10 protein-coding genes are annotated in these 13,087 nt (G+C 73.0%); 3 read left to right on the top strand and 7 right to left on the bottom strand.

What is annotated here, in order from left to right; translation table 11 throughout:
- Positions 1 to 176: 176 nt before the first annotated feature.
- The 5 genes from nirD to AB0I82_RS10145 all read right to left on the bottom strand — a co-directional run bounded on the left by nirD (position 177) and on the right by AB0I82_RS10145 (position 7,066).
- A complete protein-coding gene (gene nirD, locus AB0I82_RS10165; protein ID WP_363256681.1) occupies positions 177 to 554 on the bottom strand; it encodes a nitrite reductase small subunit NirD in 378 nt (125 codons plus the stop codon).
- Positions 551 to 3,163, bottom strand: coding sequence for a nitrite reductase large subunit NirB (gene nirB, locus AB0I82_RS10160; RefSeq protein WP_363256680.1), 2,613 nt, complete (start codon positions 3,161 to 3,163; stop codon positions 551 to 553). Before nirB ends, nirD begins: the two co-directional genes overlap by 4 nt.
- 2 nt (positions 3,164 to 3,165) lie before the next feature.
- The gene (locus AB0I82_RS10155; RefSeq protein ID WP_363256679.1) at positions 3,166 to 4,413 is read right to left on the bottom strand and encodes an FAD-dependent oxidoreductase; all 1,248 of its coding nucleotides are present in this window, start codon (positions 4,411 to 4,413) and stop codon (positions 3,166 to 3,168) included.
- Between the two features lie 118 nt (positions 4,414 to 4,531).
- Entirely contained in the window at positions 4,532 to 5,725 is a 1,194-nt protein-coding gene (locus AB0I82_RS10150) for a M20 family metallopeptidase (RefSeq protein WP_363256678.1), read from the bottom strand.
- Between the two features lie 45 nt (positions 5,726 to 5,770).
- On the bottom strand, positions 5,771 to 7,066 hold the full coding sequence (locus AB0I82_RS10145) for an MFS transporter (RefSeq protein WP_363256677.1): 1,296 nt from the start codon (positions 7,064 to 7,066) through the stop codon (positions 5,771 to 5,773).
- 161 nt (positions 7,067 to 7,227) lie between these two features.
- On the opposite strand from AB0I82_RS10145, the gene AB0I82_RS10140 reads away from it, so the two are divergent.
- Together AB0I82_RS10140 and AB0I82_RS10135 are read left to right on the top strand one after the other, a co-directional pair.
- Positions 7,228 to 8,250 (top strand): Lrp/AsnC family transcriptional regulator, encoded by a 1,023-nt coding sequence (locus AB0I82_RS10140; RefSeq protein WP_363256675.1) that lies wholly within the window; start codon positions 7,228 to 7,230, stop codon positions 8,248 to 8,250.
- Between the two features lie 101 nt (positions 8,251 to 8,351).
- Positions 8,352 to 10,556 carry a hypothetical protein gene (locus AB0I82_RS10135; RefSeq protein WP_363256674.1) on the top strand — a complete coding sequence of 735 codons (2,205 nt, stop codon included), beginning with the start codon at positions 8,352 to 8,354 and terminating at the stop codon, positions 10,554 to 10,556.
- A 46-nt stretch (positions 10,557 to 10,602) separates the two neighbouring features.
- On the opposite strand, the gene AB0I82_RS10130 is transcribed toward AB0I82_RS10135, so the two are convergent.
- Positions 10,603 to 11,493 carry an aldo/keto reductase gene (locus AB0I82_RS10130; RefSeq protein WP_363256673.1) on the bottom strand — a complete coding sequence of 297 codons (891 nt, stop codon included), beginning with the start codon at positions 11,491 to 11,493 and terminating at the stop codon, positions 10,603 to 10,605.
- A gap of 40 nt (positions 11,494 to 11,533) precedes the next feature.
- Here AB0I82_RS10130 and AB0I82_RS10125 point away from each other — a divergent pair, with 40 nt between their 5' ends.
- Complete coding sequence (locus AB0I82_RS10125) at positions 11,534 to 12,319, top strand: TSUP family transporter (protein ID WP_363256925.1); 786 nt, start codon at positions 11,534 to 11,536, stop codon at positions 12,317 to 12,319.
- Between the two features lie 45 nt (positions 12,320 to 12,364).
- Here AB0I82_RS10125 and AB0I82_RS10120 read toward each other — a convergent pair whose 3' ends face one another.
- Positions 12,365 to 13,003: a hypothetical protein gene (locus AB0I82_RS10120; protein ID WP_363256672.1), complete on the bottom strand. Its 639-nt coding sequence runs from the start codon at positions 13,001 to 13,003 to the stop codon at positions 12,365 to 12,367.
- Positions 13,004 to 13,087 lie beyond the last annotated feature (84 nt).

The following is a 13,087-nucleotide window of genomic DNA, read 5'->3' as shown; positions in this document are numbered from 1 at the left end:
TGCGCGTTGCGACGGTGCTCCTCGGCCGGGGCCAGGGTACGACGTACGTCCCGTGGGCCGGATGAAGGGCCTCCCCGCCACGCCCGCCGCGCATGCGACCACCCCGCCTCGCACCTGGCAGGGCAGGGCGGCGCGGGGCGGGGCGGTCGGTCACGGGCCCGGCCGGTAGCCGGGGATCAGGCGGCCGCTGCGGCCTCCGGGACCACGCGGGTCTCGTACACCGGTACCGAGACCGCCGCATCGTCCAGGCAGGCGCCCGTCTCCAGGTCGAAGCGCTGCTTCAGGAGCGGGGAGGCCACGTACGGACGGCCGTCGGCGGAGCCGGTGAGGCCGCGGGAGAGGACGCAGGCGCCGGTGAACGGGTCGCGGTTGCCGATCGCGTACGGACGGCCCGCGCGGTCCAGGAAGACCGCGGCCTGGCCGCCGTCCGGCAGCAGTACGGCCACGCCGCGCCCGGGGACGAGCCCGGAGGGGGCGCAGACAGCGAGCCAGCCGCGGTCGGTGCGCAGTTCGATCGTGCCGGTCGTCAGCGGACGTTCGAGGGTCTCGGTCATCGGGCGACAGTCCCTTCCAGAGTGCGTACGGGGAGCGTGGGGCCGGCCAGCAGGTCCAGGTCCGGCTTCATCTGGTCCCGCTCGGGGACGAAGCGGACGGACGGGTCGGGCGCGTCCGGCGCGTTGACGAAGGAGACGAAGCGGGCGAGGCGCTCGGGGTCGTCGAGGGTCTCGGCCCATTCGTCGCGGTAGTGGGCGACGTGGTCGGCCATCAGGGACTCCAGCTCGGCGCAGAGCCCGAGGGAGTCGTGGACGACGACGTCGCGGACGTGGTCCAGGCCGCCTTCGATGCGCTCCAGCCAGGCGGAGGTGCGCTCCAGGCGGTCGGCGGTGCGGATGTAGAACATCAGGAAGCGGTCGATCAGGCGGATCAGCTCGGCGTCGCTCAGATCCTGCGCCAGCAGGTCGGCGTGCCTCGGATCCGCACCACCGTTGCCGCCCACGTACAGGTTCCAGCCGTTCGAGGTAGCGATGACGCCGAAGTCCTTGCCACGGGCCTCGGCGCACTCGCGGGCGCAGCCGGAGACCGCGGACTTGAGCTTGTGCGGCGAGCGCAGGCCCCGGTAGCGCAGCTCCAGGTCGATGGCCATGCGGACGGAGTCCTGGACGCCGTAGCGGCACCAGGTCTGGCCGACGCAGGACTTCACGGTGCGGAGGGCCTTGCCGTAGGCGTGGCCGGACTCGAAGCCGGCGTCCACCAACCGGGCCCAAATACGCGGCAGTTGGTCGACGCGCGCGCCGAACATGTCGATCCGCTGGCCGCCGGTGATCTTCGTGTAGAGGCCGAAGTCGCGGGCCACCTCGCCGATGACGATCAGTTTCTCGGGGGTGATCTCGCCGCCGGGGATGCGCGGCACGATCGAGTACGAGCCGTTGCGCTGGAGGTTGGCGAGGAAGTGGTCGTTGGTGTCCTGCAGCGCTGCCTGCTCGCCGTCCAGGACGTAGCCGCTGGCCCCGAGGGTGGGCGCGAGCGAGGCGATGATCGAGCCGACGGCGGGCTTGCAGATCTCGCAGCCGTCGCCGTCGCGGGCCTCGGGGCGGCCGTGCGAGGCGAGCAGCTCCTCGTACGAGGTGAGGCGCAGCGTGCGGACGACCTCGTACAGCTCGGCGCGGGTGTGCGGGAAGCAGCCGCACAGGCCCTTGTCGACCGTGACGCCGTTGAGCTCCAGCTCGTCGTTGACCAGGGTGGTCAGCGCCTTGACGCAGGAGCCGCAGCCGGTGCCGGCCTTGGTGCACTTCTTGACCTCGGGGACCGTGCCGCAGGAGTGCTCGGTGACGGCGGCGCGGATGGTGCCCTTGGTGACGTTGTGGCAGTTGCAGATGACTGCCTCGTCGGGGAGGGCGGAGGGGCCGATCGAGACCGGGCCGCCGGTCCCGGCGGGCAGCACCAGCTGTTCGGGGGAGACGGGCGGGACGGAGCCGGTGAGCGGGCGGAGCGTGCCGTACGCCTCGGCGTCGCCGACCAGGACGCCGCCCAGCAGCGTGCCGTCCTGGCCGATGACCAGCTTCTTGTAGACGCCGGAGCGGGAGTCGGCGTATACGACATCCAGACAACCGTCGGCCGCGCCGTGCGCGTCGCCGAAGGACGCCACGTCCACGCCGAGCAGCTTGAGCTTGGTGGAGGTGTCGGCGCCGGTGAAGCCGGCGGTCTCCTGCGCCGCGATCGCGGACGCGGCCGTCTCGGCCATCTCGTAACCGGGCGCGACCAGGCCGTACACCCGGCCGTCGACGGCCAGCGCGCACTCGCCGATCGCGAAGACCGCGGGATCGGTCGCCGTACGGCAGTGCTCGTCGACCTTGATGCCGCCGCGCTCGCCGACCTCCAGGCCGCAGTCGCGGGCCAGCTGGTCGCGCGGCCGGACACCGGCGGAGAAGATCACCATGTCGGTGTCGATGCGCGAGCCGTCGGACAGCTCCATGCCGGTCACCGCGCCGTCCTCGCCCGCGGTGATCTCCTTGCCGCCGACGCCGGTGTGCACGGTGACGCCCATGTCCTCGATGGTGCGGCGCAGCGCCTCGCCGCCGCCCTCGTCGACCTGGACGGGCATCAGCCGGGGCGCGAACTCCACGACGTGCGTGTCCAGGCCCAGGCCCTTGAGCGCGCCCGCGGCCTCCAGGCCGAGCAGGCCACCGCCGACGACCGAGCCGGAGGTCACGTTCTTGGCGTACTCCTCGATCTCCAGCAGGTCCTCGATCGTCCGGTAGACGAAGCAGCCCGCGCTGTCCTTGCCGGGGACCGGCGGGACGAAGGGGTACGAGCCGGTGGCCAGGACGAGCTGGTCGTACTGGACGGTGAAGCCGGAGCGGGCGGTCACCGTGCGGGTGGCGCGGTCGACGGTCTCGGCAGGGTCGCCGAGCCGCAGCTCGATGCCGTGCTTCTCCATGAAGCCGGTCTCGACGAGCGAAAGGTCCTCGGGGGTGCGACCGGAGAAGTACGAGGTGAGCTGGACGCGGTCGTACGCGGGGCGCGGCTCCTCGCAGAGGACGACCACGCGCGCGGCGTCACCGGTCAGCCCGCGGTCCGCGAGAGCCTCCAGGAAACGCTGGCCGACCATTCCGTGGCCGATGAGCACGATCGTAGGTGCGCCGGTCGTGGGTGCGGCAGTCATGGTCAGTGGCCTCCATCGTTGGTGAGCAGGTGGAGCACGGGAGCGGCGGGCAGCGGTTCGTCGCCCTCCCAGGTACGGGCGAGCGCGCCGACGGTGCCGAGATCGCCGAGGAGAATGCCGCCGACCAGCCGGTCCCCGCGGACCACGACCCGGCGGTACGCGCTGCGCGTGGCGTCGCTGAGCCGGATGACGTCGTCGCCGGGGGCCGGGGTGGTCTCGCCGAAGGAGGCGAGGTCGAAGGCGGGGGCTTGTGAGGTGGGGGAGGGGCTGCTCAGGGTGAGGCGGGTGAGGGCGCGGGTGCCGCGGTAGGCGCCCGCGTCGTCCAGCAGCCGGGCGGCCAGCGCGTCGGCCTGTTCCAGGGCGGGACCGGCCAGGCCGTACGACACACCGTCGTGTTCGGCGCAGTCGCCGATCGCGTGGATGCGGGGGTCGTCGGTGCGCAGCGCGTCGTCCACGACGATGCCGCGGCGGACGGTCAGTCCGGCGGCGCTCGCCAGGCCCGTACGGGGGCGTACGCCGCAGGCCAGGACGACGAGGTCGGCGCTCAGCTCGTAACCGTCGGCCAGTTCCACCGCGCGGACCGCGCCGCCCTCGGTGTGCAGATCGCGCACCCGGCATTCGGTGTGCACCTCGACGCCCAGGTCCTTGAGGTGGGCGAGGAGCAGCGCGCCGGCCTCCGCGTCGAGCTGACGCTCCATCAAGTGCTCGCCCTGGTGGGCGAGGACGACCTGGGCGCCGCGCTCGGCGAGCGCCCGGGCGGCCGAGACGCCGAGCAGCCCGCCGCCGATGACCACGGCGCGGGTGCCCGCGGCCGCCGAGCTCAGGGCCCGGCAGTCGTCCATCGTGCGGAACGGGTGGACGCCGTCGGGCAGTTCACGGGCGCCGGGCGTGAACAGGCCGCGCAGCGGCGGGAGTACGGGATTGGAGCCGGTGGCGAAGACCAGCGTGTCGTACGGCACCGAACGGCCGTCGTCGCACAGTACCTGCCGGGTGTCCCGGTCCACCCGGACCGCGCGCACCCCGCTCAGCCACCGCGCGCCGGACGCCGCCGGCAGCGCGATCACCTCGGGGGTGTAGCGGCCCGCCAGTACCTCGGCGAGCAGCACGCGGTTGTACGGCGCGTGCGGCTCCTCGCCGATCACGGTCACCGTGTACCGGGCGTCCTGGCTCTCGCCGGTGCCGAGCTGCCGCGCGAGCCGGGCGGCAGCCATGCCACCGCCGATCACCACCACGCGCTGTTTCGAGGTCATGCACAGCAGCGTGCGACGCGGCTGTTACCCGTCCGCATCCCGGTCGTTTCTCCCAGGGAACGCTGCTCTCCTCACACGGTGGGGTGCCGTGTGAGGAGAGCGCAGCTTTGAGAGGGGCTTACGCGGCCTTCGTGAGGCGGCGGGACGCCAGCTCGGCGTAGACCGCGGCGCCGTCCGCCAGTACCGCGTCGTCGAAGACGGCGAGCGGGGAGTGGTTGTTCGGGGCGGTTTCGGGGTCGGCGCCGGGGGGCGGGGAGCCCAGCGTCAGCATCGCGCCGGGCACCTCGGCGATCACCCGGGAGAAGTCCTCCGAGCCGTGCAGCGGCTGCGGCAGCGGCGCGTAGTGCTCCTCGCCGAGCGCTTCCCGCACGGTGTGCGCGACGAAGTCCGCCTCGGCGTGATCGTTGACGGTGACCGGGTACTGCTCGACGAATTCCGCGTCCACCTCGACGCCGTACGCCTGCGCGATGCCCCGGCAGACCTCCGGCGAGCCCTCCCTGACCTTGCGCTGCGCCTCGGGCGAGAAGCTGCGGACGGTCGCGTGGAAGGTGGCGGTGTCCGGGATGACGTTCTGCTGGGTGCCGGCGTGGAAGGTGCCCACCGTCAGCACGACCGGGTCGAAGATGTCGAACGTACGGGTGATCCACGCCTGGAGCGCGGTGACCATGGCGCAGGCGGCCTGGACCGGGTCTTTGGCGCGGTGCGGCATCGAGCCGTGCCCGCCCGCGCCGTTGACCTGCACCTTCAGGACGTTGGACGCGGCGAGCGCCGGGCCGCCGCGGGTCCCGAAGACGCCGCTCCGCAGGCCCGCCGACATCACGTGGATCGCGTAGGCGGCGTCCGGGCGCGTGCCGGAGGCGTCCAGTACGCCTTCGGCCAGCATCTGCCCGGCGCCGTCGAAGCCCTCCTCGCCGGGCTGGAACATGAAGACCACGTCGCCCGCGAGGCGGTCGCGGTGCGCCGAGAGCAGCTTCGCGGCGCCGGTGAGCATGGTGGTGTGCAGGTCGTGACCGCAGGCGTGCATCCGGCCGGTGTCGGCAGCGAAGTCCAGGCCGGTCTTCTCGGCGACCGGCAGCGCGTCCATGTCACCGCGCAGCAGCACGGTCGGCCCCGGCTGCGCGCCGCGCAGCACCGCCGTCACCGAGCTGAGGCGCTCGCCGGTGCTGATCTCCAGCGGGAGGCCGTCCAGCGCCGCCAGCACCGTCTCCTGGGTGCGCGGCAGGTCGAGGCCGACCTCGGGGATGCGGTGCAGCGTGCGGCGCAGCTGTACGAGATCGCCGGAGAGGGCGCGGGCATCGTCCCGCAGATTCATTTGTGCTCCTTCGCAGAAGGGGTTCCGGTGGGGGGTTCGGGAGGCTCAGCCGGTGGTGCGCGGCGGGCGGATCAGGAAGGTGCCGGCGAGCGAGACGGCGGCGGCACCGGCGGCCCACCAGGGCACCAGCGTCAGGTGCCCGGCCTTCGCCATGGCCTGGGCCAGCAGTGGGAACGTGCCGCCGAACAGCCCGATCGCGATCGTGTACGGCACGCCCATCGCGACCACCCGCACCGCGACCGGGAAGAGCTGCGCGAACAGCACGTTGGTGAGGCCGATGGGCGCCGCGATCAGGGCCAGGTAGACCACCGTCACCAGCCACATCGGCACGGCGCCGTGCGCCAGCGCCAGCATCAGCGGCACGGTGGCCAGGGCCAGCAGCGACAGCCCGATCCGCAGGGTGCGCAGTGCGCCCAGCCGGTCGGCGAGCCGGCCGACCACGACCATCGCCGCGACCAGCAGCACCAGCGGGGCCAGCATCGAGGCGGCCGACTCGGTGCCGGAGACGACGCCGAGCTGCTGCGCGTACTGGGGGAGGTAGGTGGTGCCGTAGTAGTACCCGACGGTGGCGCCGATCGAGATCAGGAAGACGGCCGCCATGCCGCGCAGGTTCGACCGGTACAGGGCACGCCGCTCGGCGGCCGTCGGGCCCGCGGCGTCGGCCTCGGCGAACTCGGCGCTCTCCTCGACGCCGCGCCGGATCCACAGCGCCAGCAGGCCGAGCGCCGCCGCGACCAGGAAGCCGATCCGCCAGCCGCCGTCGCGCACGCCGTCCTCGCCGAACGTGACCAGCAGCAGCGTCAGCACACCGAAGGAGAGGATGTTGCCGATCACCACGCCCGAGTACGAGATCGAGCTGTACAGGAAGCGCAGGTGGCGGGGTGCGGTCTCGGTGACATACGCGGCGGCGCTGGGGTTCTCGCCGCCCATCGACAGGCCCTGGACCAGCCGCAGCACGATCAGCAGTACGGGAGCGGCGACGCCGATCAGCGCGGCCGTCGGCAGCACCGCGATCAGCACGCTGGCGCCGGAGATGATCGTCATGCTGAGGGTGAGGGCGAACCGGCGGCCGCGCGAGTCGGCGAACCGGCCCACCACGTAGGAGCCGAAGGGCCGTACGACGAAGCCGACCGCGAAGCCCACGTACGCGGCGAGCAGCTTGGTCACCGGGTCGTCGCCGGGGAACATCGCCGCGGCGAAATACGGGGCCAGTACGGCGTAGATGGCCCAGTCGAAGGACTCCACGACCCCGCCGACGGTGGCGGCGAGCAGCGCCTTGCGTCCGTTGCCGTGCGTCGTGCGTGGGGTGTCCGCGGCTCTCGCCGTGACCGCTGATGTCATCGCCGACCTCGTCTCATGGGGTCTCATGGGGCCCGGACGACCGAACGTCCGGTTATAAGCGGTGCCGAATGGCTCGAATGAATCGCCATGCTGGCCAGCGACCGAACGGAGAGAAACGGATTACCCTCAGAACGCAGGAAAGCTTCGAGGAGGCGCTGATCATGCAGGAAAACGTGCCTGCGCACGTGAGCGGGCTCGACGCCCAGCTGGTCCACGCCCTCCAGATCGCGCCGCGCGCCTCGTGGCAGACGCTCGCCCCGGTACTGGGCATCGACCCGGTCACCGCGGCCCGCCGCTGGAGCCGCCTGGAGCAGGCCGGGCTCGCCTGGGTCACCGCCTATCCGGGGGCGCGCCGGCTGGACCGGATGTGCGTGGCGTTCGTCGAGATCGACTGCGTGGCCGGCAGCGTCGAGACGGTCACCGAGACGCTCGTACGGCTGCCGCAGGTGGTCACCGTCGAGCAGATGGCCGGCGGCCGGGACCTGGTCATCACCGTCTTCGTACCGGGCCTCGCCGCCCTCTCCGGCCTGCTGCTGCGGCGCATCGCCGAGCTGCCGGGCGTCACCGCCACCCGCGCCGCCATCGCCACCCGCGTCTACGGCGAGGGCAGCCGCTGGCGGCTGCGGGCCCTGGACGCCCGGCAGCGCGAGGCGCTGCGCACCGCCGAGGCGCCGCCGCCGGGCGCCGCCGGGCCGCTGGACGCGCAGGACAGGGCGCTGATCACCGAGCTGTCGCGGGACGGCCGGGGCAGCGCCGTGGAGCTCGGGCGCGCGGTCGGGCTGAGCGCGCCCACGGTGCGGCGCCGGCTGGGCCGGCTGCTCGCGGACCGGGACATCGCGGTGCGCTGCGAGGTGGCCCGCGAGCTGACCGAGTGGCCGGTCTCGGCGACCCTGTGGGCGAGCGTGCCGGCCACCCACCTGTCGGAGACCGCGCGGGTCCTGCTGGGCCTGCCCGAGGTGCGGCTCTGCGCGGCCGTCACCGGCCGGCAGAACCTGCTGTTCACGCTCTGGCTGCAGTCCACCCAGGACGTGCAGCGGCTGGAGATCCAGCTCGGCGAACGCCTGCCGCACCTCCAGCTGCACGACCGCGCGATCGTCCTGAAGCAGTCCAAGCTGATGGGACGGGCGCTGGATGTGCGGGGGCGGGGGGTGGATGTGGTGCCGGTCGACCCGTGGGCGGGCTGAGAACCTGTGCACACGGCGCCATCCTCCGATCCACGGCGGTCTGTTGTGCTCCGCCGTGTGGCGCTTCCGAGCATTTGTTGTCAATGGTTACGGAGTGTGGCGTGCTGCTGCAGGCTGGCGTCCCAGCACACGTGGTGGGCGTGGCCGGGCCGGGGAGGGCAGCCGTCATGGCGGCAGAGGAGCGGCGGGTGGGGAATCTGACCGAGCCGCGGACGGGGACGGTCGACCGCTCGGCGGAGCTGGCGGAGGTGCTGGGGCTGTTCGAAGGTGCCTCGGGTGAGCGGCCGGCCCGGCTGGTGACGCTGACCGGGGTCGGCGGGGTGGGCAAGACCCGGGTGGCGCTGAATGCCGCCGCCGCGCTCCAGCCCCGCTTCCGCGACGGAGCATGGTTCGTGGAGCTCTCACCGCTGCGCCAGGGAGAGCTGCTGCCGCACGTCATCGCCGAGACGCTGCCGCTGGCCGACCAGACCACCCGGCCGATGATCGACGTGGTGGCGGACTACCTGGCCGACCGGGACCTGCTGCTGGTGCTGGACACCTGCGAGCACCTCACCGGTGCCTGCGCGCTGGCCGCCGAAGTATTGCTGCGGGCCGCGCCGGGCCTGCGGATCCTGGCCACCAGCCGCCGCACCGTGGGCGTGTCGGACGAACGGGTCCTCACGATCGAGCCGCTGCCCGTGCCCGAGGCCGGCGATGCGCGGGCGGGCACATCGGACGCGGTTGCCCTGCTGACCCTGCGCGCCCGGGAGGCGGTCCCCGATTTCACCGTGACCGACGCCGACCACGCGGAGCTGGCACGGCTGTGCCGGCGGCTGGACGGGCTGCCGCTGGCCATCGAACTGGCCGCGGCCCGCCTGCGCGAGCTGCCGGTACGGGAGCTGACCGCACGGCTGGAGGACCGCTTCGCCGTCCTGGGCGACACCGACGACGTCGCGAGCGATGCCGAACCTCCCTGGCACCAGGCCCTGCGCACCGCCATCGGCTGGAGCCACGAACTGTGCACCCCCGCCGAACGGCTCCTGTGGGCCCGACTGTCGGTCTTCGCCGGCACCTTCGACACGGAGACGGCCCGCCGGGTCTGCGCCGACGACCACCTCCCCACGGGGCAGATCCCCGCCGTACTGGGCGCCCTGGCGGAGAAATCCCTCCTGATCTGGGAACCGACCGGGGGCGGGGAGCGCTACCGGATGCTGGACACCATCCGCGAGTACGGAGCCCACTGGCTGCGCGAACTCGGCGAGGAGGACACGCTGCGCCGCCGCCACCGGGATCACTACCTGGATCTGGCTCGCCGGGGCGACGCCGCCTGGATCGGGCCCGACCAGTTCGCCTGGTACGACCGGACGACCGCCGAGCACGGCAACATCCGCGCCGCGATGGAGTACAGCCTGGCCAAACCCGAGGGCCACATCGCGCTGGAGCTGGCCGGATCGCTGTGGTTCTTCTGGTACGCCTGCGGGTTCCTCAAGGAGGGCCGGCTCTACCTGGACCGGGCCCTGGCCGCCGACACCGCACCCTCCCGGGAGCGGGCGAAGGCGCTGTACGCCTGCGGTGTGCTGCTGCTCCTTCTGGGCGATCTGCCCGCCCTCGAAAAATGCGCCGCCGAGAGCACCGCCCTGGCCGCACACTTCGGCGACACGGAGCGGGAATACGCGACGGCCACCGACCTCCGAGTGGCAGCCATGCGCGGCGACCCGGTACAGACGGTGTCCCTGGCCGAGGCCCTGCTCGCCACGGACTGGCGCGAGAAACCGCTCACCTTCCTCCCCCTGGCCGCCCTGGTGATCGGCGCCCACGCACACGTCTCCACAGGCCGCACCGAGGAGGCCATCGCCTGGCTGGACGAGATGAGCAGCGTCTGCGCGCGGAACGGCGAGCGCTTCATGCACGCCTGGAGCGACACCGTCCATGCCATGGCCGAGCTGACCCGTGGCCGCTACCGGGCCGCGCAGGAACACGCCCGGGCCGCCCTGCTCGTCAACCACCGGCTGCGCGACGACGTGGGCACCGGCCTGGCCCTCGAATCACTGGCCCAGTCCGCCACCGCCACGGGCCGGCACAAGGACGCCGCCTGGTTGCTCGGCCTGACCACGCAGCTGTGGGAGACGCTCGGCAGGCCGCAGGCGGCCGTCCCCTCACGGGTGGCCGCCCGCCAGGCCTGCGAACAGCAGACCCGTACGGCCCTCGGCGACGACGTCTACCAGCGCGCCTTCGACACCGGCTACGCCACCGACCTGGACACCGGCATCGCGCACGCCCTCCATCCCGCCGCCGCGCCGCCCCGACGCGGCCGTGGAGCCTCGTAGCCCGTGCGGAACCCCCAGCCACTCCGGACCGCCGCCCCGTCGCCGGCTATCGGTCCGCCGCGGACTCCAGCAGCTTCATGTCGGCCGGGCTGAGGGCGAGGTCCGCGGCGGCGAGGTTCTCCTCCAGGTGCGCGAGCGACCCCGTACCGGGTGTGGGCAGCAGGACGGGGGAGCGGTGCAGCAGCCAGGCCAGCGCGATCTGGCCGTGGCCGGCGCCGTGCCGCTCCGCGACCAGGTCCAGGGCGCGCGCGGCGCCGCCGGCCAGCCCGCCGTTGCCGAGCGGGAACCACGGCAGGAACGCGATCCCGTGCCGCTCGCACAGCCCCAGCAGCTCCTCCGACCCGCGGTCGAGGAGGTTGTACCGGTTCTGCACGGAGGCGATGGGGGCGAGCTCCCACGCGGCGGCCAGCTCCTCCGGGCCGATCGTGTCCAGGCCGAGGTACCGGATCTTCCCCTCCGCCCGCAGCTCCAGCAGCGTGCCCAGCTGGTCGGCGAGCGGCACCTTCGGGTCCAGCCGGTGCAGCTGGTACAGGTCGATGGTCTCCCGGCGCAGCCGCCGCAGGCTCGCGTCGCACATCGCGCGCAGCGACTCGGGCCGCCCGTCGATGTGCCAGGCGTCCGCGCTCGTACGGACCACGCCGCCCTTGGTGGCGATCACCAGGCCCTCGGGATACGGATGCAGCGCCTCGGCGATCAACTCCTCGGCCACTGCGGGGCCGTAGTTGTCGGCGGTGTCGATGAGCTGCACGCCGCGCTCGACCGCGCGCCGCAGCACCGCCACCGCGTCCCGCGGGTCGGCGTGCCGCGGACCCCAGTACCCCGGCCCCGTCAGCTGCGCCGTGCCGTACCCGAGCCGCCGCACCGGCAGCCCGCCGCCCAGGGAGAAGATCTCGTGCGGGGCAACGGTCGTGTGCCGGAGGTTCGTCTCGGAGTCCATAACTCGCCACCCTAGAACGGCGGATGATCCATAAGATCACCTGGTGCCTGACATATCCATGACGACCCTGCTCCTGCTCTGCCTGGCCGCGCTGGCGGCCGGCTGGATCGACGCCGTGGTGGGCGGGGGCGGGCTGATCCTGCTGCCCGCGCTGCTCGTCGGCCTTCCCCACGTGCCGGTCGCCTTTGTGCTCGGTACCAACAAGTCGGCGGCGGTGGTCGGCACTACGGGCGCGGCGATCACCTACGTACGCAAGACGCCGCTGGACGTGCCGTCCGCGGTGCGCATCGGGCTGGCCGCGGCGGGCGGTTCGCTGGGCGGCGCGTTCCTCGCGGCCGGGCTGGACAGCGCGGTACTGCGCCCGCTCATCATGATCATCCTGGTCGGCGTCCTCGTCTTCGTCCTCCTCCGCCCGTCCTTCGGGACCGCGCCCGCGCCGTCGGGCCCGGTCACCCGGCAGCGGGTGATCGCCGCCGTGCTGATCGCCGGGCTCGGCATCGGCTTCTACGACGGGCTGGTCGGGCCCGGTACCGGCGCGTTCCTGGTCATCGCGCTGGCGGCGATCCTGCACATGGACCTGGTGACCGCGTCGGCGACGGCGAAGGTCGTCAACGTCTGCACCAACATCGGTGCCCTGGCGATGTTCGCGTACCAGGGCACCGTGCTGTGGGTGCTGGGTGCGCTGCTCGCGGCGTTCAACCTCGCGGGCAGCACGGCCGGCGCCCGGATGGCGCTGAAGAAGGGCGCCGGATTCGTGCGCGGCGTACTGGTCGTGGTCGTGGCGGGGCTGCTGTGCTCGATGGCGTACGACCAGTGGCTGGCGTGATTCCGGCCGGGGTGCTCAGAGCTCGTTTGCCCGGAGCTCGGTGGCTCAGAGCTTGTTGAGGGCCTGGCGGAGGGTGGCCTTGAAGGCCGGTACTGGCGCGTGCTCGAACGTTCCCATCTCGCCCCACTGCACGACCGTGACGGTACGGCCCGAGCGGCCCACGCCGAAGAGGTGGATGCCCGGCTCGGACTCGGGCATCGAGGTGTGGATGCCGTACACCCGGCCGCCGTCCGCCGCGGTGACCGTGCCGTAGTCCTTCCAGGACGCGGTGCCGCCGGGCTTGTCGTGCAGCCAGTCGCCGGCGCAGCGCGCGACCTTCTGGCGCAGCTTCGCGGCCAGCCGTTGCGCCCTGTCCTCATTGGCCGTCACCACGCTGACCTGCACCGCGCCCGTGTCGTACTCGGTCCAGTGGCTGCGGTGGTAGGCGCGGTCCCCGGCGGGCACCACGCCCCCGTCCAGGCAGAACGGCTCCGGGTCCGGCAGCCCGGGAGTGACCTTCGAGGCGTACCAGGGCGAGGACGGGTGCGGCGGGAGCTCGCCGGGCGCGAGGAAGCGCGGCGGTTTGGCGGCGGCCGGGGCGGCGACGGCCGCGGTCGTGCCGACGGCGGTGGCGGCCAGCACGGCAGCGGCGGCGAGCGCGGTACGGCGGCGTACGGAACGGATACGTACGGAACGGATACGCATGGGCGGGACCTTTCCCCCGTGGCGGTACCCAACGGACTCTCGTCGAGTCAGACCGCCGGAGCGGGGTGAAGGTTGCGCCGCCCG

Origin of the sequence: Streptomyces sp. NPDC050315 (assembly GCF_040655775.1) — a bacterium.
GTDB lineage: Bacteria > Actinomycetota > Actinomycetes > Streptomycetales > Streptomycetaceae > Streptomyces.
This window is presented reverse-complemented; position numbering and strand designations above follow the sequence as displayed.

Bases quoted from the DNA above. Each gene is read 5' to 3' on its own strand.
- AB0I82_RS10145 (WP_363256677.1), bottom strand. From the start codon at position 7,066: ATGACATCAGCGGTCACGGCGAGAGCCGCGGACACCCCACGCACGACG.
- AB0I82_RS10150 (WP_363256678.1), bottom strand. From the start codon at position 5,725: ATGAATCTGCGGGACGATGCCCGCGCCCTCTCCGGCGATCTCGTACAG.
- AB0I82_RS10120 (WP_363256672.1), bottom strand. From the start codon at position 13,003: ATGCGTATCCGTTCCGTACGTATCCGTTCCGTACGCCGCCGTACCGCG.
- nirB (WP_363256680.1), bottom strand. From the start codon at position 3,163: ATGACTGCCGCACCCACGACCGGCGCACCTACGATCGTGCTCATCGGC.
- AB0I82_RS10130 (WP_363256673.1), bottom strand. From the start codon at position 11,493: ATGGACTCCGAGACGAACCTCCGGCACACGACCGTTGCCCCGCACGAG.
- AB0I82_RS10140 (WP_363256675.1), top strand. From the start codon at position 7,228: ATGCAGGAAAACGTGCCTGCGCACGTGAGCGGGCTCGACGCCCAGCTG.
- AB0I82_RS10155 (WP_363256679.1), bottom strand. From the start codon at position 4,413: ATGACCTCGAAACAGCGCGTGGTGGTGATCGGCGGTGGCATGGCTGCC.
- nirD (WP_363256681.1), bottom strand. From the start codon at position 554: ATGACCGAGACCCTCGAACGTCCGCTGACGACCGGCACGATCGAACTG.